We start from the raw sequence: 20,818 nt of genomic DNA on the forward strand, positions 1-20,818 counted from the left end.
TCCGTGCCCGGTCAGCCGCCGAGCAGCCGCTCGGCGGCGATCTCCAGCCGGGCCTGGATCTCGTCGGCCCCGGCCTGGCCGCGCAGCATCTCGATCATCTCCATCGTCCAGACGGCGGTCAGCGCCCGCGCCATGACCCGCCGCGAGTCGTCCACGCCGGCGCCGGTCCCGGGACCGACGGCGGCCCGCAGCAGCAGGCCGGTCATCCGGTCGCTGAAGTCGGTCTGCACGTCCGACAGCAGCAGCGACCGGATCAGCGCCGCGGCCAGCTCCGGCTCCCGCATCAGGCCGCGGGTGGCGCGCATCAGCGCCTCCACCGCCCGCTGCGGGGACGTGCCGGCGCGGGGCGGGCGCCGCTCGATGCTGCGCTCGAGCAGTTCGATCTCCTCGCCGACGACGGCGACGACGAGGTCGTCCTTGGAGGGGAAGTAGCGGTAGAGGGTGCCGAGCGCCACCCCGGCCCGCTCGGCGACGGTGCGCATCTGCATGGCCTCGATGCCGCCGCGCGACGCGAGCGCGGCCGCCGCCTGGACGATACGCTTGCGCCGCTGGTGCTGGCTGCGGGACCGCGCGCTCTGCCCCGCGCGCCCGGCGGGCTGCTCGGGCTGCCCCGGGATCTCGTCCTCGGCCACGGTCGGCTCTGCGGTCACGGTCCTCATCCCTTCGGGGCGGGCGTGGCGCCCGCCGTGTCGCTCCCAGCCTACAGCCCGTGCAAGAACCTGTTATCTGAACGGTGAGCGCCGGGCGCCTCGGGCCCTCCCGATACCGTTCCGTCCATGCGGCCATGCTAGGTGAATCCCGGCGAACTGACCGCTGATCATCCCTCTGGACACAAAGTAGAATCTGTTCTACTTTCAGCCGTGAGGTCGGTGCGGCCGGCCGCACCTCCCGGAAGGAGCGGATGAGTGGACTTCAACCTCGACGAGACCCGGAGCGAACTCCGCGGCCTCGCCGCGGACGTCCTGGCGCGCGAGGCCACGGCCGAACGGCTGGAGGCGTTCGACGCGGAGCGCGGCAGGGGCGGCCCGGCCTTCGACGGCGGAACCTGGAAGGCGCTCGCGCAGGCCGGGCTGCTCGGCGTGGTCCTGCCCGAGGACGTCGGCGGCGCGGGGCTCGGCCCGATCGAGCTGGCGGTCGTGCTGCGCGAGGTCGGGGCGCGGGTCGCGCCCGTCCCGGCGTACGCGTCGCTGGCGCTGGCCGCGCTGCCGATCGCCCGGCACGGCACGGCCGCGCAGCGCGCGCTGCTGGCCCCGCTGACCGAGGGCGAGACCGTCCTGACCGGCGCGTACCGCGAGCCGGGCCCGACCGGACGGGTCGCGGCGACGGCCCGCCCGGACGGCGACGGGTACGTCCTCGACGGCGTCAAGACGTTCGTGCCGTGCGCCCGCGAGGCCGCGCGGATCCTCGTCCCGGCGCGGGTCGAGGGCGCGGGCGTCGGGGTGTTCCTGGTCGAGCCGTCGCGGGTCGCGATCACCGAGCAGCCGTCGGCGATCTCCGAGCCGCTGTCGCGGATCGCGCTGGACGGCGTCCGGGTCGGCGCGGACGCGCTGCTCGGCGGCCCCTCCGGCGCCGACGGCGCCGCCTGGGAGACGCTGCGCCGGACGGCCGTCGCGGGGGCCGTCGCCGTCGCGTCCGGGGTGATCGAGGGGGCCCTCGACCTCACCAAGGAGTACGTGAAGACGCGCGAGCAGTTCGACCGGGCGCTCGCGCAGTTCCAGGCCGTCACGATGCAGATCGGCGACGTGTACATCGCCAAGCGCGCGCTCGACGTCGCCGTCTGGGCGGGCGTGTGGCGGCTCGCCGAGGGGGCCCCCGACGCCGACGAGGTGCTGACGATCGCGGCCTTCAACGCCTGCGAGCCCGTCATGCAGGCCCTTTACACCTGCCAGCACCTGCACGGCGGCATCGGCCTCGACGTCACCTACCCGCTGCACCGCTACTTCGCCTGGGGCAAGCACTACGGGCACCTTCTCGGCGGCCCGGAGGACACCCTCGACACGCTCGGCGCGCTCGTGCAGGTTCAGGAGGCCTGAATGTTCATCGACCTGACCGACGAGCAGAAGAAGCTCCGCGCCGAACTGCGCGAGTACTTCCGGGGCTGCCTGACCGCCGAGCAGGCCGAGGCGATCCGCGAGGACCCGTTCGGCCCCGCGTACATGGAGCACTGCAAGCGGCTCGGCCGCGACGGGATGCTCGGCGTCGCGCTGCCCAAGGAGTACGGCGGGCGCGGCTTCGGCCCGGTGGAGCAGACGATCTTCGCGAACGAGATCGCGTGGGCGGAGGTCACCTACCCGCTGATCACGCTGAACTCCGTGGCGCCGACGATCCTGGAGTACGGCTCCGAGGCGCACAAGGAGTTCTTCATCCCGCGCATCCTGGCGGGGGAGTGCCACTTCGCGATCGGCTACAGCGAGCCCGGCGCCGGCACCGACCTGGCCGCCCTGCGCACCACCGCCGTGCGGGACGGCGACCACTACGTCGTCAACGGGCAGAAGATCTTCACCTCGGGCGCCCAGCACGCCGACTACGTCTGGCTCGCCGCGCGTACCGACCCGGACGCCAAGAAGCACAAGGGCATCTCGATGCTCATCGTCGACTGCAAGGACCCCGGGTTCTCGTGGACGCCGATCATCACGATGGACGGCCGGCACCACACGAACTCGACGTACTTCGAGGACATCCGGGTCCCGGCCGACATGCTGATCGGCGGCGAGAACAAGGGCTGGGACCTCATCGTCAACCAGCTCAACCACGAGCGGGTCACCCTCGCCCCCGCCGGGAACATCGGCCACACCTACGACCGGTTCGAGCGCTGGGCCCGCACCTCCGCCGGACCGGGCGGACGCCCGCCCATCGAGGAACCGGACGTCCGCCGCGCCCTCGCCCGCGTGCGCGCGTACCTGCGCGTGAACGAGCTGCTGAACTGGCAGGTCGCCGCGAACCAGGACCTCGGCTGGCTCGGCGCCGCCGACGCGTCCGCCAGCAAGATCTACGGCTCGGAGCGGATGCAGGACGTCGGTCGCATCATCGGCGACGTCCTCGCCCGCTTCGGCGACCCCGGCGACCCGGCCACCGCCGACTTCGTCGACCGTCTCGACGAGGGCGTCAAGGGCGCGCTCGTCCTGACGTTCGGCGGCGGCGTCAACGAGATCCAGCGCGAGCTGATCTCGATGATCGGCCTCGGCCTGCCGCGCGCCCCCCGCTGACCGCACGCCGACCGCACACCGACCGCTCAGGCAGAACGGTGCACGACGAGCTCACGCCCCTCGCCGGCCGGCGCGCCGCGGCCGGCGAGGGGCCCGCGGCGAAGGGCGTCAGCCGGGTGCGGTGCCGGACCCGAGCGCGGCCAGGTCGGGCAGGCCGAACCTGCCGCACATCGCCTCGAAGGCGGTGACCTTGTCGTCCCCGAACCGGCGGACGTGGCGGGTGAACTCGTCGGCGGGGACGAACCGCGGCGGGTCGGTCTTGCTGTGGAACTTGTCCGCGTACATGACGAGTTCCTCCTCGACCGTCTCCGCCAGGTAGTCGGCGTCCGGCAGCGGAAGCCCCTGCCTGCGGACGTCCTCGCGGGTGAGGCCCACCCCGGTGTGGTGCGAGCAGAACCGGCAGACCGCTTCGGGCAGCCCCTCGTCGGCGAGGATCTCGTGCCCCAGGATCCCGTGCCGGATGTAGCCCGCGTGGTCGAAGCGGCCGTCGGCGTCGTACAGCCGGTAGACGCCGATGTCGTGCAGCAGGCACCCGACCCGGATCAGCTCGACGTCCACGTCCAGCGGCCGGCGTTGGAGCAGCTGCTCGGCGATGCGCCAGACGGTCTCGCAGTGCGAGTGGACGAGATCGAACGCCTCCTGGCTCGGGGCGTACTTGGCGTGCAGAGCGCGAACGTCCTCGTCACTCAAAAGCCCCATCGTTCGATCTTATCAACCGATCATGATTCGAGGCCGGATGGCGCGACCGTGCCCGCGGGCCGGTTCCTATAACAATCCCTTCTGGTTCGCAGAGAATACATGTCTTGGACTTATGGCTCGACGGACTCCAGGATGGAGGCATGCCGAACTACGAGAAGGCCATGCGCCCGGAAGACATCACCCGGCTGTTCGTCGAACGCTCCAACGCGGGGGACGCGGCCGGGGTGGCGGCGCTCTACGCGGAGGACGCCGTCCTGGCGTACCCGCCCGGCGCCACCACCGTGGGCCGCGAGGCGATCCGCGAGCTGTGGGCCGGAGTCCTGGCGAACCGTCCCCGGTTCGAGCCCGAGGAGCCGCTCCCGACCCTGGTCAACGGCGACATCGCGCTGACCTCGACGCCGCCGCGGGACGGCGCGGGCGCCCGCGCCCAGGTCGTGCGGCGGCAGCCGGACGGGAGCTGGCTGCGGATCCTCGATCAGCCCGAGTTCGTGACGCCCGGTTCCGGCGCCTGACCGGGACCCCGCTAGCGCCTGATGCGGTAGGTGAGGTGGGTGACCAGGTCGGTGCCCGGCGCGTCGCCCGGCGCCCGGAGGTCGAGGTCGCCCACCCCGTCGAGCAGCCGCTCGCCCCGCCCGAGGATCACCGGCGCGACGTGCAGCCGCAGTTCGTCGATCAGCCCGGCCGCGAGGTACTGGTTCACGGTCTGCGCACCGCCGGCGATCGCGACGCGCCGATCGCCCGCCGCCTCCCGGGCCTGGACGAGCGCCGCCGCGATCCCGTCGGTGACGAACGTGAACGTCGTCCCGCCCTCCATCGGCAGCGGCTCGCGCGGATGGTGGGTGAGCACGAACGTCGGCGCGTGGTACGGCGGCTCCTCGCCCCACCAGCCGTGCCAGTCGAGGTCCCATTCGCCGCGCCCGTGGGTGAACATGTTGCGCCCCATGATGTAGGCGCCCGCCCCGAGGATGCCCGCGACGGCGTCGGCGTTCGCCTCGCGCTGCTCGAACTGCCACCGGTGCAGCCGCTCCGCGCCGACGCCGAGCGGGTGCGCGAAGCTCTGGTCCGGCCCCGCCACGTAGCCGTCCAGGGACATCGTGATGTCGCAGGTGACCTCGCCCATCTCGTAACCTCCGTCCGCGGGCGCCCCCAGCGGGCGCCCGCACCTGTCGATCGGAGCCGCCTCCCGGTCCTCGACATCCCGCCCGAGATTTTTCGGCCACCGTGCCGCCTACCGCCATCCCTCACCAGGGCGGGGGTAAACGGCCACGTCACGGCTTGATAGGCAAGTAGGGGCTTGCGTATCATGGATCCCGTGGCGGATGATCTGTTCAAGGCCCTGGCCGATCCGACGCGGCGGAAGATCCTCGACGAGCTCACCGAACGCGACGGGCAGACGCTCTTCGAGCTCTGCGGGCGCCTCACGATGCGGCACGGGCTCGGCTCGTCCCGGCAGGCGATCAGCCAGCACCTCGCGGTGCTGGAGGCCGCCGGCCTGGTCCGGACCCGGCGCGAGGGCCGCTACAAGTTCCACGACCTGGACACCGAACCGCTTGAGCGCATCGCCGACCGGTGGCTCAAGCCGAACGCGAGGCAACGATGAAGATCCACATCACGAGCGTCTACGTCGACGATCAGGAGAAGGCCCTGCGCTTCTACACCGACGTCCTCGGATTCGTGAAGAAGCACGACATCGACATGGGCGAGGCCCGCTGGCTCACCGTCGTCTCCCCCGAGCAGCCCGAGGGCACCGAGCTGCTCCTGGAGCCCGACGGCCACCCGGCCGTCAAGCCCTACAAGGAGGCCCTCGTCGCGGACGGCATCCCGATCATCCCGTTCGCCGTGGACGACGTCCACGCCGAGGCCGAGCGGCTGAAGGGCCGCGGCGTCCGCTTCGTCCAGGACCCCGTCGACATGGGGCCCGCGACGACCGCCGTCTTCGAGGACACCTGCGGCAACCTCCTGCAGATCGAGCACCTGAACGGGTGACGGTCACGAGGGCGGGAGGAGCGTGCCGAGCGGGCCGAGGTCGAGGTTGAGCTCGTCCATCGTCAGCCCGTGCCGGTCGCAGAGATCCTCCATCCGGTCGTAGAGCGTCATCAGCGTCATGCCGATGCGCTCCTCCTGCTCCTCGGTCAAATCGCCCTGGTCCACCCGGTGCAGCGCCGTCCGCTCCATGAGCTGCCGCAGCAGCTCGACGACGGTCAGCACCAGCTTGACCAGGTCGCGCTCGACCGTCTCGGGGTCGGTGTTCAGCCGCTCGGCGACGCTCGGCACCTTCGGCTCGCCCGGCGGGGCGGGCAGCAGCTCGAAGGCGCGCGCGGCGGCGTCGGCCACCCCGTCCAGCCTCAGGTCGCCGGGCGGGGCGGGACGGCCGGACGGGGCGGGGCTGCGGTGTTCCTGTCCTCGGTGTTCCTGTCTTCGGTGTTCTTCGTGCACGGTGCTCACCAGGGCGCGGGGTCGTCGGGCGTGACGGAATGGATGACGGCGCGCAGGTTGATTCGGACGAGGTCGATGTCCGCGATGGACAGCACCAGGTCGCCGGTCAGCACGGCGCCGGTGTTCAGCAGCCGGTCGAGCAGGTCGATCAGCGCGACCTGATGGCCCGCGAGGGCCGGCTCCTCGTCGAACCCGCGCAGCAGGACGTCATCGGCCACGCCGGCCCCCGTCCTCGACGGGCGGCGGCGTCGCGAAACTGTACGGCGCCCACGGCCCGGTGACCTCGACGCGCACGCCCGGCAGGTCCCGGGCCGCCGCGCGGACGGCCTCCGCGAACGCCCCGGTCGTCCCCGCCGGCACCAGGTAGGCCTCGTTGGTGATGTTGCGGCCCTCCCCGGTGGCGAGTTCGCCCTGCTGCGGGCGGTGCGCGACCCGGTCGACGGCGTGCGCGGCGGCCACCTCGCGGACCCGCGCCGCGGTCTCGGCCGCCTCGCGCGCGGAGTCCTCGTGGCGGGTGCGCTGCGCCTTGCGCCGCCGCAGGTAGTCCCGGCCGGGGTTGCTCCCGGCGGCGCCGCGTTCGCCGCCCGCGCCGCCCGTCCGGGCGGGGGCGGACGGCGCGTTCCGCGGGTCGGGCGGCAGCGCGTACACCTTCACCCCGCACTCCAGGTGCCCCGCGAGCCGGTCCAGCAGCCCGCCGAACTCGGTGCGCGACTCCTCCAGCATCGCCGCCACGCGCTCGTCGTCCCGGTAGACGGTCGCGAGCCGCAGCGGGAGGACGGTCACGGCCCGGAACAGCGCGTCGACCACCCCGTGATGCGTGCGGGCGATCACCTCGAGCCGTCCCAGGTCCTCCAGCTGGGCCTTGAACCCCTCCTCGCCGAACTGCGCCTCCGGCACGCGCGACACGACGGCCGCCAGGCCGCCCGCCTCGACGGTGTGGACGGGACGGTCCTGCAGGCCCGTCAGCTCCGGCGCGGCCCGCGCCAGCTCCGGGCCGCGCGGGCCGACCGCGTACACGTAGCTCAGTTCGTCCCGCGCGACCGGCGGCGTCGCCGGGGTCGGTGCGACGGTCATCGGGTGTCCTCCTCCCGGTCGGCGGCGGGCAGCCCGGCCACCTCGCGCAGCCGCTCGAGCTCCGTGCGCAGCCGCGCGTTCTCCTCCGCCAGCGAGTCGGGCCCGCGCGGCGTGCTCGCCCCGACGGCCGGGCGCCGCGCGTGCGAGGAGAGCGACGGGTCGTGCTCCCACCAGTCGATGCCCATCTCCTTCGCCTTGTCGACGGAGGCGACGAGCAGGCGGAGCTTGATGGTCAGCAGCTCGATGTCGAGCAGGTTGATCTGGATGTCGCCGGCGATGACGACGCCCTTGTCCAGCACCCGCTCCAGGATGTCGGCGAGGTTCGCCGACGATCCGCCGTCGCGGGCGGCGTACGGGCTCACGCCGGTGGACGGCCCCATGCGGCCCGCCAGTGAGTCGGACATGTCATACCCGCCTTGTCCGGTCGTCGTGGTGCGCCGCGGCCACCGCGACCGCCGCGTCAGCGGCGGCCGGCGCCGGCCTCGGCCCGGTCGCGCTCCTCGTCGGTCTCATCGTCGATCTCCTCGTCGGGCTCCTCCTCCTCGTACTCGTCGGCCGGCTCGTCCCCGTCGTCCTCGTACTCCTCTTCCTCGTAGTCGTCGTACTCGGCGTCCTCGGCCGGTTCGTCCGCGTACTCCTCGTCCTCCGCGACGTCCTCGGCGTCCTCGGCGTCCTGCGCGGCGGCGTCCTCCGGGGCGTCCTCGGCGGCCTCCTCGCGGGCGCGCTCCTCCTCCTCGACGGCCTCCTCGTGCTCGACGACGACCTCGCCGTCGCGGATCTCGCCGCGCCAGCCGTCGGTGGCCTCGCCGCGCGTCATGATGAACTTGCGGTACAGCTTCAGGTCGAGCCGCGCCCGGCGGCCCTGCGCCCGCCAGATGTTGCCGGTCTTCTCGAACAGCCCCTTCGGGAAGTACTCGAGGACCAGCAGGACGCGGGTGAGGTCGTCGGTGATCGGGTGGAACGTCACCACGCCCTTGACCGTGGCCTTGGCGCCCTCGGACGTCCAGCTGATCCGCCGGTCCGGCACCTGCTCGGTGACGCTCGCCTGCCAGCTCCGCGTCGACTTGGCGACCTTCACCTTCCAGTTGCTCTTGGTGTCGTCGGCCCGGTCGACGCTGACGACGCCCTTGGCGAACGACGCGAACTCCTGGAACTGCGTCCACTGGTCGTACGCCTCGCGCACCGGGACGCCCACGTCGACGTCCTCGATGATGACGACGCTCTTGGACTTGCCGCCGCCGCCCTTGCCCTTCTTGCCGCCCATGCCGAACATCGACTTCACGCGGTCCTTCAGCATGGACCCGCCGGCCTTCACGGCGGCCTGGCCGGGCGACTTGCCCTCGCCGATGGCCTGCCCGCCCTTGGCGAGCCCGCCGACGAGCCCGCCGGGGGAGCCGCCCTCGGCGAACTTCCCGGCGCCCTGGCCGATCCGCTCGCCCAGGCCCGACACGGCCTTCATCGCGCGTGCCTGCAGGTAGGACTGCAGCTCGTTCTTCAGCCGGTCCGTGGCGGGGTTGCCCACCACGTCGTCCTTCACCTTGCTCATCGTCGACTCAGGCATCGGCGTCACCCCGCCGGGCCGCCTTCCGCGGGCCGGACGACGCGGTCTTGCGCGCCGTCCCCGCGGTCTTGCGCGCGGCCGACCGTCCGCCGGACGACGCCTTGCCGGTCGTCCGGCGGGCGGTCGAGGAGGCGGGGGCGGTCTTGCGGGTGCCGCCGCGGCGGCGTCCGTCCTCGCGGGCCCGGCCGTCGCCGTCGCCGTCGCCGCCCGCGTCCCGCGCGTCGTCCGGCGCGTCCTCGTCCCGGGCGTCCGCCCCGCCGGCCTCGCGCTCGGTGTCGCGCTCGGTGTCGCGCTCGGTGTCGCGCTCGGTGTCGCGGTCGGACTTCTCGCCGTCCCGTCCGCCGAGGTCGAGCGGGTCGTTCAGGTCGAGGGTGCGCTCGTGCAGCGTGTCGGCCAGGGTGTTCGCGCGCTGGGTGACCGCGGACGTCAGCGCCGTCCGGGTGCCGTCGACCAGATCCTTGCGCACCTGGTCGCTCAACCCGCTCACCAGCGGCGAGGCCAGCGCGAGCCGGCTCAGCTCCTTCGGGTCCAGGCTGATCTTCTTGCCGGCCAGGAACATGCCCAGGCCGATCGCCATCTTCGCCTTCTTCGTGCGCCCGAGGAGGTATCCCCCCACCAGCGCGACGGCTATCTTCGCGTTGTTCGTCATCTCATCCCGTTTCCGTGGTCGTCCGGTCGCCGCCGATCTCGCGCCACCGTTCCTCCAGCCAGATCAGCCGGTCCAGCAGCTCGTCCTCGCGGCGGTCGAACTCCTCCTCGTCGATCCGGCCCTCGATCAGCGCCCGTTCGAGTTCGCGCAGCTCGGCGCGGACGGGCGCGGGGTCGTAGTACTCCCGCTCGGCCTCCTGGACCACCTGGTCCAGCACCCAGCCCACGCCCCGCACCGGGGCGAGCGGGAGGGTCAGCACCTGCGTGATCAGGCCCATGCGCTCCTCCGTCAGACGAAGCTGTAGGGCGGCAGCGGCCCGTGCAGCGTCAGTTCGTAGCCGTCGCCGCGGCGCGCCCGCTCGTCCTGCACCAGGTCGGCGAACCCGGCCGCGCGTGCCCGGTCCACCAGGAAGGACACGGCGAGGAAGTGCTCGCCGCGAGCCTCGCCCGGCGCGACCTGCGCGGCGCCCGGCGCGAGCGTGTCCACGATCTCCCGCGCGGCGGCGTCGTTGCGCCGCACGACCTCCTGGGAGATCAGCTCGCCGAGCGCCATCTTGTCGCCGTGCGCGGCCGGGTCCCGCCGGGTGGCCTCGTTGAGCCGCCGAGCCTCCGCCGACTCGGCGAGGATCTCCCGCAGGACGTCGTCCTGGTCGCGGCCCGCCTTGAGGTGGTATTCGACGCGGCCGGAGAGCCGTTTGAGAGTCGCCGCGTAGGTGTCCGCGTTCTCGTCGAGCGCGCCCGTGACCTCGTCCCGGCCCGGCGCCACGAAGCCGAAGCGCATCGGCAGGACGGCGCCGTCCTCCAGCAGCCGTTCCAGGACGGCCTGGTGCGCGAGGAGCTCGCGCCGCTTCGGCCGCAGGTCGGCGGGGGCGTCGCTCACCACCGCCTTCAGCGACCGTCCCGCGATGGTCGTCGGCGGGCCCGCGGACTCCCCGACGCCCTTGAGGTCGTCGAGCCGGTGCGGGTGGTCGGCATCGGTGATCGCGTAGACGTAGACCGGCATGGCCGCTTACTCGCCTTCCTTGCGCCGGGTGCCGCGGCGGGCGGTCGAGGACGATGAGGACGAGGACGAGCGGCTCTTGCGCTCCGCGGGCTCCTCCTCCTCGCCGTCCCGGCCCTTCTGCAGGGACTCGCTGAACGCCTCGACGGCGCCGGTCAGCGCGCCCTTCGACTTGCCCTTGGCGCCGCTCTCCACCGAGTCGCCGACGATGTCGGTGAGCTGCGTGGGCGCCTTGCGGCCGGACTCCAGGTCGAGCCGGTTGCAGGCCTCGGCGAAGCGCAGGTAGGTGTCGACGCTCGCCACGACGACGCGGATGTCGATCTTGAGGATCTCGATGCCGACCAGCGAGACGCGCACGAACGCGTCGATGACCAGTCCCTTGTCGAGGATCAGCTCGAGGACGTCGTAGAGGCTCGAGCTCCCGCCGCCGCCGGCGGCGGGGCGTGCCTGCTGTTGCTGCATGACGGTCATGGGGGGCTCCCTTCGTTCGGCCCGGGGCCCACGGGGAGATCGCCTCCCGCGCGGGGCGCCGTTCTCAGGTCCGGTCCAGCTGTCCGCGCGCGTACCGCCGCGTCCGCTCGTACCCGACGAGTTCGCCCCGCGGGTCGAGCGTCACCCGGTAGGTCGCCATGACGCTGGAGGTGTCGGGGATCCGCTCGATCTCCACGACCTCCACGTCGGCGACCCAGCCGCCTTCGTCCCGCGGTTGCAGCGCCGACACCGAGTCCGGCTGCGCGCCGAGCAGCTCGGCGAGCTGCACGGCGGCGCCGCGGATGGCGTCGCGGGCGGTCAACCGGGGGGAGCCGGAGGCGGAGGTTCGGGCGGCCTCGCCATCGTCCTGTCGGTCGTTCGTCATGGTTTCCTCAGGATTTGGGGGCGGGGGGTTGAGGGCGGTCGCGTTGTCTGTTATTGCGGACGGCCCCTGTCGTACCCGTTCTGAGGAATCCACACCTCTCGGGCATTTCGGTCTTCGACCGGCGGTGCCGCGGACGGCGATACGCGGCGCGCGCGACCGGTCGGCGGGCGCGCGAAAGCCGCCCACCCAGCCCTGAGGAGGGGGAACTCGGCGGCGCGGTGCCTCAGCGGGTGTTGAGGTCGTTCTCCAGGACGGCGAAGGCGGCGTCGGCGGCGTCGGCGAGGCTCGGGTAGCCCAGCCGAGGGTTGTGCAGGGCCTCGGCGGCGGTGCGGAAGGCGCCGAGGGAGGCGGCCGCGACGACGTGCGGGCGCAGGTCGGTGGCGGGGTCGAGACCCATCCGCGCGGCGATGACCTCGGTGAGGAGCAGCTGCTTGCGCTGCGCGTGCTCCAGGCTGCCCGCCGACAGGGCCGGGCTGTCGGCCGTCATCGAGATCAGGCACTCGAAGCGCTCGGGCGTGAAGCCGAGCTCCCCGCTCTCGCAGGCCCGGGCGACCTGGACGACCGTGTGTCGCAGCGCGGTCATGATCGGTTCGTCCGCCGGGCGCTCGGCCAGGATCGTCAGGACGGCGCGGAGCTGCTCGTCCTGGAAGGTGAGCGCGACGTCCTCCTTCGAGGCGAAGTAGCGGAAGAACGTGCGGGACGACACGTCGACGGCGTCGGCGATCTCCTCGACGGTCGTCGCGTCGAACCCCTTCTCGGCGAAGAGGGCGAACGCGGCGTCGACGAGGGACTCGCGGGTGCGCTGCTTCTTGCGCTCCCGCCGGCCCGGCGGCCGGGCGTCGGGGACGGTCGCGGTCATGGGCGAATCTTAACGGCCGGGTGGAGGCGGGTAAAGCGTCTTGCGCCGACTATTGGCCGACTGTGACGATTGTCGTATAGCGACTCTCGGCGGTTGACGACAAGTGTCGCGTCATGACACTTTGAGGCCAGTCGATCGGGAGGACGCACGATGACGCAAGTGCTCGAGAGGCCCGTGCGGGCGCGGGAACGGGCGGGGCACGGGCATCCGTGGCTCACGCTGCTCGCGGTCGCGCTGGGCGTGATGATGGTGGGGCTCGACGCGACCGTGGTCGCGATCGCCAACCCGGCGATCGCGCGGGAGTTCGGGGCGAGCCTGTCCGGCCTGCAGTGGGTGACCAACGCGTACCTGCTGGCCCTGGCCGTGACGCTGATCCCCGCGGGGAAGATCGCCGACCGGTTCGGGCGGCGCCGCACGTTCCTGGCGGGCGTCGTCGGGTTCGCCGTGTCCAGCGTCCTCATCGGGCTGTCCGGCGGGCTCGGCGCGGTGATCTTCTGGCGGGTCGTGCAGGGGTTCGCGGGAGCGCTGCTGCAGCCGGCGAGCCTGGCGATCCTGCGCAACACGTTCCCCGCCGAGCGGCTCAACACCGCGATCGGGGTGTGGGGCGCGACGCTCGGGGTCTCCATCGCGGGCGGCCCGATCGTGGCGGGGCTGCTGGTGGAGAACGTCAGCTGGGAATCGGTGTTCTTCGTCAACGCCCCGCTCGGGCTGGTCGCGCTGGCCGTGGGGATGTGGGTGATCCGCGAGTCGCGGGACGACGACGCGCGCGGGGCGTTCGACCTCGCCGGGGTCGCGCTGCTGACGGGCGCGCTGTTCGCGCTCGTGTGGGGCCTGATCCGGGCGGGCGAGGACGGCTTCGGCGCGGGCGTGCCGCGCGTGTCGTTCGCCGTCGCGGTGGTGCTGTTCGCGGCGTTCGTCTGGCAGGAGCGGCGGGTGGAGCGCCCGCTGCTGCCGCTCAGCCTGTTCCGGTCGGTGTCGCTGTCGGCCGCGACAGGGCTGATCGTCCTCGGCTTCTTCGCGATGTTCGGGACGATCTTCTTCATCACCCTGTACCTGCAGCAGGTGCACGGGATGAGCCCGGTGGACGCGGGCGTGCGGCTGCTGCCGATGACGGCCGTGTTCATCGTCGCGTCGCCGATCGCGGGGGTGCTGACCAACCGGTTCGGGCCGCGGGTGCCGCTGGCGCTCGGGATGGCGTTCACCGCGGTCGCGCTGTTCGGGCTGTCGCGCGCCGGGGTCTCCGCCCCCTACGTCGAGCTGTGGCCCTGGTTCGTGCTGATGGGGCTGGCGTTCGGCATGGTGATCGTCGCCGGGACGGAGGCGATCGTGGGCAATGCGCCGCCGCGGTTGGCCGGCGTCGCCGGCGGGCTGCAGCAGACCGCGTCGCAGGTCGGCGGCGTCCTCGGTACGTCGGTGCTCGGGGTGCTGCTGTCCGGCCGGGTCGGCGACGTGCTGTTCGGGCGGCTGACCGACGCGGGCGTCCCGGACGCGGCGGCGCAGCGGCTCGCCGGGCAGGAGGGGCTCGTGTCGCAGGGCGTCGCGCCGGTGCCGCCCGGCACGCCGGAGCCCGCCGCCGACGCGATCACGGCCGGGAGCCATCAGGCGTTCATGGACGGCTTCCAGGCGTCGCTGACCGTCGCGGCGGCCGTCGCCGCGGTCGCGGTGCTCGCGGCGCTGTTCGTCCGGCGCGGATCGTCGCCGGTCGAGGGCGCGGCGGCGGTCTGACCGGGGTCAGCTCGGGTCGGGCGCGGGATTCGAGGTGGGGCTGGGCGTGCCGGACGGCGGCGGCGTCGTGGCCGGCGGCGGCGTGCCGGTGCCGGTGTCCGGGGGAGTGGTCGGAGGCGTCGAGCCGTCGCCCGGGGGAGTCGTCTCCGGCGGTGCCGCGGGGGTCTCGCCGGGCGGGCTCGACGGCGTGCCGGACGGGGACGGCTTCCCGGACTCCTGCTCGCGCCCGTCCGACGCCGGGGCGCCCGGTTCGGGCTTCGCGGCGGGCGCGGACGTGCGGCCCTCCCCGGAGCCCCCGGCGGACGAGCCGGACGTGCCGGACGAACCGGCGGGCGCGCCGCCGCCCGGCGCGGCGGGTCCGGCCGGCGCCGCGGGCCGCCGGGAGTCGCCGTACGGGCTCGGCGCCCCGTCGGACCCGGCCCCGGCGTCGGCGGGGGTGTGGCCGGTGCCGTTGGGCGAGACGGACGCGGGCTGCGTCCGGCCCTCGCCGGACGAGGGGACGATCGTGGCCGACGACGATCCGGTGCCGCGGGCGGCCGGCCACGACGCCAGCAGGCCGATGACGGCCGCCGCCGAGGCCGCGACGCCCGCCGCGGCGCCGAGCCCCCGGGACCAGCCGGCCGCGAGGCCCTTGCGGCGGCGTGTCTGCGCTGGCCGGTCCCGGCCGACGACGACGAGCGGGATCGGGGCGGTGACGGTCGGGACGTCCCGGGCCGCCTCCTCCTCGCAGGCGGCGATGACGCGCTCGCGGAGCCAGCCGGGCGCGTGCGCGGGGGCGCGGCTCGCGAGCAGCCGGGGCAGCTTGCCCTTCTCGAACGCGGTGATGAGGTCGAGCCGCGGCTCGGTCGTGCCGCGCATGAGGATGTCGAGGACGGCCCGTTCCAGCCGGGCCCGCGCGGACTCGACCAGCTGCGCGGCGGTGTCGGGGGCGACGCCGAGCAGCCGCGCGATGTCGGGGATCTCCAGCCACTCGCCCGCCTGCAGCAGCAGCGCCTCGCGGTGGTCGGAGGGCAGGGCCGCGGCGGCGCGCAGCAGCGGGTCGGGATCGGCGAACAGCGGGGCGCCGCGGGCGGCGAACGCGCCCCGGTCGGCGCAGACCGTCCGGGCGAGCGAGTACAGCCACAGGACGCCGTCGCCGCGCGGGGGCCGGTGGACGGCCGCGGTGAAGGTGTCGCCGAGCGCGGCGGCCGCGATCTGGTCGCCGGCGAGGGACCAGCAGTACGCGTAGAGACGGTCCGCGTGCGCGTCGTAGAGCGAACCCGTGTCTGCGCGCATATGACCTCCACGTCGTCCGCTGCGGGGGACCGGCGCCCGGTCTCCCGATCGACGTACCGATCGGGAGGGCGCGCACACCGGTGGTTGACGGGACTCTAGCGCGTCGCGTCAAGAGGTGAGAAGTCCGGTAATGGGGGATTCGTGAAATGCCACGGAGGGTGATCGCGACGCGTGCGAAGTGTGATGTTCACGGAGATTTAAGGAAGATCATGAAAAACGCCGGATATCTGATGCGGTTCAGCAGGGAAGGAACCCGACTCGTTGCCGGAGCAGAGGAGTCAGGGGTGACGGGGCTGACCGTTGACGACGTCTACCAGCACATTCACGGTGTCTGCTTCAAGACCGGCCCGCCCGGGACGGTCGGCGCCGAGACCGAGTGGTTCGTGGTCGACGCGGCCGATCCGGGCGCGCACGTGCCCGCCGGACGGGTCCGCGCCCTCATGGACGCGGACGCCGACGCCGCCGGGCCGCTCGCCGGCGGGAGCGCCGTGACCTACGAGCCGGGAGGCCAGCTGGAGCTCAGCTCCGCGCCCTATCCCGGCCTGGCCGCCCTGCACGCCGCGCTCGCCGCCGACATCGAGCGCGTCCGCGGCGTTCTCGCCCCGGCCGGACTGGACCTCGTCGGGCACGGCGTCGATCCGTCCCGCCGTCCCCGCTTCCAGGCCGAGCACCCCCGCTACCACTGCATGCGCGACTACTTCCGCTCCGGCGGCTTCCCCGACGCGGGCGAGGCCATGATGTGCTCCACCGCGTCGGTCCAGGTCTGCGTCGACATCGGCGCCGACCGCGCGGACGCCGCCCGCCGCTGGCGGCTCGCGCACGCGCTCGGCCCCGTGCTGGTCGCCGCGTTCGCGAACTCGCCGGTCCGCGCCGGGCGGCGCACCGGGCTGCGGTCGTCCCGGCAGGGCATCTGGACCGAGCTCGACCCCTGCCGCACCCTGCCCGTCCTGCGCGACGGCGACGGCGGCGACCCCGCCGAGGCGTGGACGCGGTACGCGCTGGACGCCCGCGTCATGCTCGTCCACACCGCCTCGGGGGAGTGGGTGTCCGATCCCGGCATGTCGTTCCTGGAGTGGCTCGGCAAGGGCGAGCCCGGCCCGGACGACCTGAACTACCACCTGTCGACGCTGTTCCCGCCCGTCCGCCCGCGCGGCTGGCTGGAACTGCGGATGATCGACGCGCTCCCCGGGCCGTACTGGGCGGTCCCGGTCGCCGTCACCGCCGCGCTGCTGGACGATCCGGCGGCGGCGGCGCTCGCGGAGGCCGCGGCCGAGCCGGTCGCGGACCGGTGGGCGGAGGCCGCGCGGTCCGGGCTCGCCGACCCGCCGCTGGCCGCCGCCGCCCGCGCCTGCTTCGCCGCCGCGCTGGACGCGCTGCCCCGGATGGGCGCGCCGGGCCTGGTCCCGCTGGTGGCCGAGTACGCCGGACGGTACGTGGAGCGCGGCCGCTGCCCCGCCGACGACGACCTGCCGGACCAGAACGCGGCCGAGGAGGAGGACCCGACATGCCCCCTGTGACCCGAGACGAACCGATCCCCGACGAGGACGCGCTGAAGGAGCTGATCGCCGCCGAGCTGGGCGCGTCCCGGCACCGCAGCTTCGGCCTGACCACCGACGTGCTCGCCGAGGACGACCTGGTCTCCCAGGTGTCGCCGCTGATGTCGCCACTCGTGTGGGACCTCGCGCACATCGGCAACTACGAGGAGCTGTGGCTGCTGCGCGCCGCCGCGGGCGCCGAGCCGATGCGCCCCGAGATCGACGGGCTGTACGACGCGTTCGAGCATCCCCGCGCCGAGCGTCCGGCACTGCCGCTGCTGCCCCCGGACGAGGCGCGCGCGTACATCTCCACGGTCCGGGCGAAGGTGCTGGACGCCCTGCCGTCCGTCCCGTTCGACACCCCGGACCCGCTCACCGGCGGCGGGTTCGTCTACGGGATGGTCGTGCAGCACGAGCACATGCACGACGAGACCATGCTCGCCACGCACCAGCTCCGCAAGGGCGCGCCCGCGCTGCTCGACCCGCCGGACGAGATCGTCCAGACGGACGGCCCCCGGGGCGGCGCCCGGAACGGCGCCCCGAACAAGGACGAGGTGCTGATCGAGGGCGGGCCCTTCCAGATGGGGACGTCCGACGAACCGTGGGCGTACGACAACGAACGCCCGGTGCACATCGTGGACGTTCCGTCCTATTACATCGACGCGGAACCGGTGTCGAATGCCGCCTACCTGCTGTTCATGGACGCGGGCGGATACGACGACCCGCAATGGTGGACCCAAGCCGGTTGGGAATGGCGCAACAAGAGCGGTAAACGGGCCCCCGCGTTCTGGGAACGGGAAAGCGGCCAGTGGCTCCGCCGCAGGTTCGGCAAGACCGAACCCGTGCCGCCCGGCGAGCCCGTCCAGCACGTGTGCTGGTACGAGGCGGACGCCTACGCCCGCTGGGCCGGCAAGCGGCTCCCGACCGAGGCCGAGTGGGAGAAGGCCGCGCGCTGGGACCCGGCCGTACAACGGTCCCGGAAGTACCCGTGGGGAGAGGTGTACGAGCCAGGACGCGCGAACCTCGGGCAGCGCGCGCTTCGCCCGTCCCAGGAGGGCTCCTACACCGCCGGTGCGTCCGCGTACGGGGTGCGCCGGATGCTCGGCGATGTCTGGGAGTGGACGTCGTCCGATTTCCACGGCTACCCGGGTTTCCGCTCCTTCCCCTACAGGGAGTACTCGGAGGTCTTCTTCGGCCCCGAGTACAAGGTGCTCAGGGGCGGGTCGTGGGCGACGCACCCGCTCGCCGTCCGCGGCTCGTTCCGCAACTGGGACTACCCGATCAGGAGGCAGATCTTCTCCGGGTTCCGCTGCGCGCGCGACGCCGGAGCCCGCTGATGTGCCGCCACCTCGGGTACCTGGGCCCGGAACGCACCCTGCACTCGCTCGTCTACGACGGCGAGCACTCCCTCGAATCGCAGGCGTACGCGCCCCGCATGACGCAGGGCAACCTCCTCAACGCCGACGGGTACGGCGTCGGCTGGTACGCGGGCGGCGAGTCCGTCCGGTTCCGGCGGGCGCAGCCCCTCTGGACGGACGCGTCGTTCCGCGAGATCGCCGCCACGGTGCGGGCCCCGTGCGCGATCGCGGCCGTCCGGTCGGCGACCACCGGGTTCCCGGTGGACGAGTCGGGCGCCCAGCCATTCCGCGCCGAGGGCCGGCTGTTCAGCCACAACGGCGTCGTCCACGGGTACGCGGAGGTCGAGGGCCGGCTCCGGGAGCTGGCGGGCGACGTCGCGCGCGTCCCGGACGCCCGCGCCCCGCTCGACTCCGCCCCGCTGCTGGCCATCGCGGCCCGGCACTGGCGGGACGGCGCCGCGCTCGGCGCGGGCCTCGCCGCGACCGTCGCCGCCGTCACCGCGCTCGCCCCCGGCCGCTACAACCTGCTCGCCGCCGACGGCACGTCCCTCGCCGCCACCACCTGGGGCGACAGCCTGTTCGTCCGGGAGGACGCCGACGCGATCCGGATCGCGTCCGAACCGCTCGACGACGACGGCTGGAAGCGCGTGCCCGACCGCAGCCTCGTCACCGCCGACCACGCGTCCGGCGTCCGCATCGAATCCCTTTAAGGAGACCCACGTGGACCGGTTCCTGACCGCCGACGACCTGTCCAAGTCGCTGCGCGCCGACGTCCGGGAGGGCCTCACCGCCACCCCCAAGACGCTGCCGCCCAAGTGGTTCTACGACGAGCGCGGCAGCGAGCTGTTCGAGGAGATCACCGCGCTCGACGAGTACTACCCGACGCGCCGCGAACGGGAGATCCTCACCGCCCGCGCGCCCGACATCGCCGCCGCGACCGGCGCCCGCACCCTGCTGGAACTCGGCGCCGGGTCGGGCGAGAAGACGCGCCTCCTCCTGGACGCCCTCGCCGGCACCCTGACGACCTACGTCCCCGTCGACGTCAGCGCCGACTTCCTGGAGGACGCCGCGCGCGGCATCGCCGCCGACCATCCGGGCCTGCGGGTCCGGCCGGTCGCCGCCGACTACGAGCAGCACCTGCACCTGCTGCCGGGCGGGGAGCGCACGCTCGTCGCGTTCCTCGGCGGGACGATCGGCAACATGCCGCCCGCCGAGCGCATCGGCTTCCTCGGCGGGCTCCGCGCGACCCTCGGCGACGACGGCTTCATCCTCCTCGGCGCCGACCTCGTCAAGGACGCCGGACGGCTCGTCCGCGCCTATGACGACGCCGCCGGGGTCACCGCCGAGTTCGACAAGAACGTGCTGCGGGTGCTGAACCGCGAGCTCGGCGCCGACTTCGACCCGTCCGGCTTCGAGCACGTCGCCCGCTGGAACGCGGCCGAAGAATGGATCGAGATGCGGCTGCGGTCCGTCCGCGACCAGCACGTGCGGATCGGCGGGCTCGACCTGGACGTGTCGTTCGCCGCGGGCGAGGAGATGCGCACCGAGATCTCCGCGAAGTTCCGCCGCGAACGCCTCGAGGCCGAGCTGGGCGCCGCCGGGCTCGCGCTCGCCGAGTTCTGGACCGACCCCGCGGGCGATTTCTCGCTCAGCCTCGCGCGCCCCGCCTGAGCCCGTCCCGTCCGGTCTCGGTCGTGCGAGCCCGTCCGGGTGGCTACGGCGTGTCGCGGACGGGCTCGGCGAGCCCGAGACTTTCGATGGCGGCGGCCAGCCGGGTCGCCAGGTAGCGGTGGCCCGCCTCGGTCGGGTGGGTGCCGTCCGGCTTGATGTACCGGGCCGCGTTGCCGCCGCCCAGCGGCGTGCCGGTGATCCACCGCTCCGCGATCGGGTCGACGAACGGGACGCCGAGCCGCCCCGCGAGCCCCTTCAGCCCGTCCCGGACGCCGAGCACCTGCGGCGTCGGGGACCCGCTGCCCCACAGCGGGCCCATCAGCACGAGGTGGGTGCCGGGCCAGCGCTGCGCCGCCCGGTCCAGCAGCGTGCGCGCGGCGGCGGCGACCTGCGGGCCGGACAGCCGCCGGTCGTTGTGACCGCCGGACACGATCAGCAGGTCCGGCGCGGGCCGCCAGCCGAGCTGCAGCTCGAACATGCCGAGGAAGTCGTCCTCGCCGTTCGTCGTCTTCACGAACCCGGTGCCGCCGCGCCCGCCGATGATCACCTGCCAGCCGAGCAGCCGCGCGGTCGCGGCCGCGTACGTCTCCTCCTCCATCACGCCGACCTCACCGACCGTGTAGCTGTCGCCGAGGAACATGACCACCGGCGGGGTCGTCCGCGGCGCCGCCGACGCCGACTGCGACGGGCCGTCCGCCACCGCGGAGCTGTGCACCGGGTTGGCGACCGCCGAGCAGCCCGCGACGGCCCACGGGCCGACCAGCAGAGCAAGGCACAGCGTCAACGCCGCGCCGCGACGGGCGCGGCGAAGGTACATGGAGACCGTCCAAAGAGAACTGGGGGATGCATCCGCATTCTACTGACACGATCACCGTCCCGTGAGCGGACCGCTCCACGCGCCCCTGTGCGTGTCGT

26 protein-coding genes are annotated in these 20,818 nt (G+C 73.5%); 10 read left to right on the forward strand and 16 right to left on the reverse strand.

The window, feature by feature from the left end:
- Nucleotides 1–11 precede the first annotated feature (11 nt).
- Nucleotides 12–650 carry a TetR family transcriptional regulator gene (locus tag F7P10_RS32645; RefSeq protein ID WP_254716149.1) on the reverse strand — a complete coding sequence of 213 codons (639 nt, stop codon included), beginning with the start codon at nt 648–650 and terminating at the stop codon, nt 12–14.
- Between the two features lie 255 nt (nt 651–905).
- Between F7P10_RS32645 and F7P10_RS32650 the strand changes: the two genes are divergently transcribed.
- Together F7P10_RS32650 and F7P10_RS32655 are read left to right on the forward strand one after the other, a co-directional pair.
- Nucleotides 906–2,033 (forward strand): acyl-CoA dehydrogenase family protein, encoded by a 1,128-nt coding sequence (locus tag F7P10_RS32650; protein ID WP_151015351.1) that lies wholly within the window; start codon nt 906–908, stop codon nt 2,031–2,033.
- Nucleotides 2,034–3,206, forward strand: a complete 1,173-nt coding sequence (locus F7P10_RS32655) for an acyl-CoA dehydrogenase family protein (protein ID WP_151015353.1) — start codon at nt 2,034–2,036, stop codon at nt 3,204–3,206.
- A gap of 108 nt (nt 3,207–3,314) precedes the next feature.
- Here F7P10_RS32655 and F7P10_RS32660 read toward each other — a convergent pair whose 3' ends face one another.
- A complete protein-coding gene (locus F7P10_RS32660) occupies nt 3,315–3,905 on the reverse strand; it encodes an HD domain-containing protein (protein ID WP_151015354.1) in 591 nt (196 codons plus the stop codon).
- 140 nt (nt 3,906–4,045) lie between these two features.
- On the opposite strand from F7P10_RS32660, the gene F7P10_RS32665 reads away from it, so the two are divergent.
- Nucleotides 4,046–4,417, forward strand: a complete 372-nt coding sequence (locus F7P10_RS32665; protein WP_151015356.1) for a nuclear transport factor 2 family protein — start codon at nt 4,046–4,048, stop codon at nt 4,415–4,417.
- 11 nt (nt 4,418–4,428) lie between these two features.
- On the opposite strand, the gene F7P10_RS32670 is transcribed toward F7P10_RS32665, so the two are convergent.
- On the reverse strand, nt 4,429–5,025 hold the full coding sequence (locus tag F7P10_RS32670; RefSeq protein ID WP_151015359.1) for a dihydrofolate reductase family protein: 597 nt from the start codon (nt 5,023–5,025) through the stop codon (nt 4,429–4,431).
- A 183-nt stretch (nt 5,026–5,208) separates the two neighbouring features.
- Between F7P10_RS32670 and F7P10_RS32675 the strand changes: the two genes are divergently transcribed.
- Complete coding sequence (locus F7P10_RS32675; RefSeq protein WP_151015361.1) at nt 5,209–5,505, forward strand: helix-turn-helix transcriptional regulator; 297 nt, start codon at nt 5,209–5,211, stop codon at nt 5,503–5,505.
- On the forward strand, nt 5,502–5,891 hold the full coding sequence (locus F7P10_RS32680; protein ID WP_151015363.1) for a VOC family protein: 390 nt from the start codon (nt 5,502–5,504) through the stop codon (nt 5,889–5,891). The genes F7P10_RS32675 and F7P10_RS32680 overlap by 4 nt, the downstream gene beginning before the upstream one ends.
- 3 nt (nt 5,892–5,894) lie before the next feature.
- On the opposite strand, the gene F7P10_RS32685 is transcribed toward F7P10_RS32680, so the two are convergent.
- The 11 genes from F7P10_RS32685 to F7P10_RS32735 all read right to left on the reverse strand — a co-directional run bounded on the left by F7P10_RS32685 (nt 5,895) and on the right by F7P10_RS32735 (nt 12,339).
- Nucleotides 5,895–6,239: a gas vesicle protein K gene (locus F7P10_RS32685; RefSeq protein WP_254716150.1), complete on the reverse strand. Its 345-nt coding sequence runs from the start codon at nt 6,237–6,239 to the stop codon at nt 5,895–5,897.
- A gap of 107 nt (nt 6,240–6,346) precedes the next feature.
- The gene (locus F7P10_RS32690; RefSeq protein WP_218040214.1) at nt 6,347–6,559 is read right to left on the reverse strand and encodes a gas vesicle protein; all 213 of its coding nucleotides are present in this window, start codon (nt 6,557–6,559) and stop codon (nt 6,347–6,349) included.
- A complete protein-coding gene (locus tag F7P10_RS32695) occupies nt 6,549–7,415 on the reverse strand; it encodes a GvpL/GvpF family gas vesicle protein (RefSeq protein WP_151015367.1) in 867 nt (288 codons plus the stop codon). Before F7P10_RS32695 ends, F7P10_RS32690 begins: the two co-directional genes overlap by 11 nt.
- Nucleotides 7,412–7,795 carry a gas vesicle protein gene (gene gvpJ / locus F7P10_RS32700; protein WP_218040760.1) on the reverse strand — a complete coding sequence of 128 codons (384 nt, stop codon included), beginning with the start codon at nt 7,793–7,795 and terminating at the stop codon, nt 7,412–7,414. Before gvpJ ends, F7P10_RS32695 begins: the two co-directional genes overlap by 4 nt.
- An 80-nt stretch (nt 7,796–7,875) precedes the next feature.
- Nucleotides 7,876–8,976 carry an SRPBCC family protein gene (locus F7P10_RS32705; RefSeq protein WP_151015371.1) on the reverse strand — a complete coding sequence of 367 codons (1,101 nt, stop codon included), beginning with the start codon at nt 8,974–8,976 and terminating at the stop codon, nt 7,876–7,878.
- Nucleotides 8,969–9,625, reverse strand: coding sequence for a hypothetical protein (locus tag F7P10_RS32710; RefSeq protein ID WP_151015373.1), 657 nt, complete (start codon nt 9,623–9,625; stop codon nt 8,969–8,971). The genes F7P10_RS32705 and F7P10_RS32710 overlap by 8 nt, the downstream gene beginning before the upstream one ends.
- A gap of 1 nt (nt 9,626) precedes the next feature.
- A complete protein-coding gene (locus F7P10_RS32715; protein WP_151015375.1) occupies nt 9,627–9,902 on the reverse strand; it encodes a gas vesicle protein GvpG in 276 nt (91 codons plus the stop codon).
- Between the two features lie 11 nt (nt 9,903–9,913).
- A complete protein-coding gene (locus F7P10_RS32720) occupies nt 9,914–10,627 on the reverse strand; it encodes a GvpL/GvpF family gas vesicle protein (RefSeq protein WP_151015377.1) in 714 nt (237 codons plus the stop codon).
- Between the two features lie 6 nt (nt 10,628–10,633).
- Entirely contained in the window at nt 10,634–11,086 is a 453-nt protein-coding gene (locus F7P10_RS32725; RefSeq protein ID WP_368077496.1) for a gas vesicle structural protein GvpA, read from the reverse strand.
- Nucleotides 11,087–11,159: 73 nt separating this feature from the next.
- Nucleotides 11,160–11,480: a gas vesicle protein gene (locus tag F7P10_RS32730; RefSeq protein WP_151015381.1), complete on the reverse strand. Its 321-nt coding sequence runs from the start codon at nt 11,478–11,480 to the stop codon at nt 11,160–11,162.
- A 223-nt stretch (nt 11,481–11,703) separates the two neighbouring features.
- Complete coding sequence (locus tag F7P10_RS32735; RefSeq protein ID WP_151015383.1) at nt 11,704–12,339, reverse strand: TetR family transcriptional regulator; 636 nt, start codon at nt 12,337–12,339, stop codon at nt 11,704–11,706.
- A gap of 150 nt (nt 12,340–12,489) precedes the next feature.
- Here F7P10_RS32735 and F7P10_RS32740 point away from each other — a divergent pair, with 150 nt between their 5' ends.
- Nucleotides 12,490–14,064 carry an MFS transporter gene (locus F7P10_RS32740; protein ID WP_151015385.1) on the forward strand — a complete coding sequence of 525 codons (1,575 nt, stop codon included), beginning with the start codon at nt 12,490–12,492 and terminating at the stop codon, nt 14,062–14,064.
- 6 nt (nt 14,065–14,070) lie between these two features.
- Here the strand turns inward: F7P10_RS32740 and F7P10_RS32745 are convergent, their stop codons facing one another.
- On the reverse strand, nt 14,071–15,339 hold the full coding sequence (locus F7P10_RS32745; RefSeq protein ID WP_151015387.1) for an RNA polymerase sigma factor: 1,269 nt from the start codon (nt 15,337–15,339) through the stop codon (nt 14,071–14,073).
- 284 nt (nt 15,340–15,623) lie between these two features.
- Here F7P10_RS32745 and egtA point away from each other — a divergent pair, with 284 nt between their 5' ends.
- Genes egtA through egtD form a run of 4 tightly spaced genes read left to right on the forward strand, consistent with a single transcriptional unit; the run spans nt 15,624 to nt 19,903 of the window.
- On the forward strand, nt 15,624–16,856 hold the full coding sequence (gene egtA / locus F7P10_RS32750) for an ergothioneine biosynthesis glutamate--cysteine ligase EgtA (RefSeq protein WP_151015389.1): 1,233 nt from the start codon (nt 15,624–15,626) through the stop codon (nt 16,854–16,856).
- Entirely contained in the window at nt 16,844–18,211 is a 1,368-nt protein-coding gene (gene egtB, locus F7P10_RS32755; RefSeq protein ID WP_151015391.1) for an ergothioneine biosynthesis protein EgtB, read from the forward strand. Before egtA ends, egtB begins: the two co-directional genes overlap by 13 nt.
- Complete coding sequence (gene egtC, locus F7P10_RS32760; RefSeq protein WP_151015393.1) at nt 18,211–18,942, forward strand: ergothioneine biosynthesis protein EgtC; 732 nt, start codon at nt 18,211–18,213, stop codon at nt 18,940–18,942. Before egtB ends, egtC begins: the two co-directional genes overlap by 1 nt.
- A gap of 10 nt (nt 18,943–18,952) precedes the next feature.
- Nucleotides 18,953–19,903 carry an L-histidine N(alpha)-methyltransferase gene (egtD, locus tag F7P10_RS32765; protein WP_151015395.1) on the forward strand — a complete coding sequence of 317 codons (951 nt, stop codon included), beginning with the start codon at nt 18,953–18,955 and terminating at the stop codon, nt 19,901–19,903.
- Nucleotides 19,904–19,946: 43 nt separating this feature from the next.
- On the opposite strand, the gene F7P10_RS32770 is transcribed toward egtD, so the two are convergent.
- The gene (locus F7P10_RS32770; protein WP_151015397.1) at nt 19,947–20,720 is read right to left on the reverse strand and encodes an SGNH/GDSL hydrolase family protein; all 774 of its coding nucleotides are present in this window, start codon (nt 20,718–20,720) and stop codon (nt 19,947–19,949) included.
- Nucleotides 20,721–20,818 lie beyond the last annotated feature (98 nt).

Origin of the sequence: Actinomadura sp. WMMB 499 (assembly GCF_008824145.1) — a bacterium.
Lineage (GTDB): Bacteria > Actinomycetota > Actinomycetes > Streptosporangiales > Streptosporangiaceae > Spirillospora.